Annotated in this window: 1 protein-coding gene; it reads right to left on the bottom strand. The window is 50.2% G+C overall.

Translation table 11 applies throughout. The annotated features are described in order from the left end of the window. Nucleotides 1-213: 213 nt before the first annotated feature. Nucleotides 214-654: transcription repressor NadR (locus HMPREF1627_RS00520; RefSeq protein WP_034500127.1), on the bottom strand; the 441-nt coding region annotated here is incomplete at its 5' end.

Raw genomic sequence — 654 nt, 5'->3', positions numbered from 1 at the left:
TGCATCGGGAAGTAGGTTTCCAACGGAAACCATAATTGTGCCAATGATTAGTGTGGCAAAAAGTCCGTGTGCCATGCCGGTTAGGCCGTCGATAAAGAACCGGTTTGCCGAGGTTTTTATCCTATTTGGAATTTTCATCGCTCATCTCCAAAGCGCTACTGTATATACACTCAGGTAGACGTTATCAGAGCGTTGGGTTATCCCAAATTCGGATTATTGTTTGGGCTCGGACAAGAAGCCGTGTTCGCCTAAAGCCTTCTCAATCGTGTCGAGTGTCTCTTCACTATCGGCTTCGACCGTGTGCTTGTGGTAGCCGTCAGTGAGTCGAGAGAGACGTTGAGGCCGTTCAAAGCTTTCCAGGAAGTTTTTCAAGCTCTTGGGTGATATCACGTTTAGATCGGCGCTGATTTCCCCGTACTGTGGATGATCGATCTTGATGTCCAGCACGCGCCCGCCATGCTCGATAATTAGCGCCAGTTCTATTTTAGTTTCGCCGTAGTCGTGGCGAACTTTGAATTCGCGTCGAGGTAGCTGAACCGGGCGAATCAGCAGGTATCCACGATTGGTTGAAAAGATGGGGACGCCTTCGGCGCGCAGGAGGGCAATATCTTTGACGATGACTTGCCTGGTCACGCCAAGCAGGTCTCCAAATGC

Source organism: Actinomyces sp. S6-Spd3, assembly GCF_000758755.1.
GTDB lineage: Bacteria > Actinomycetota > Actinomycetes > Actinomycetales > Actinomycetaceae > Pauljensenia.
This window is presented reverse-complemented; position numbering and strand designations above follow the sequence as displayed.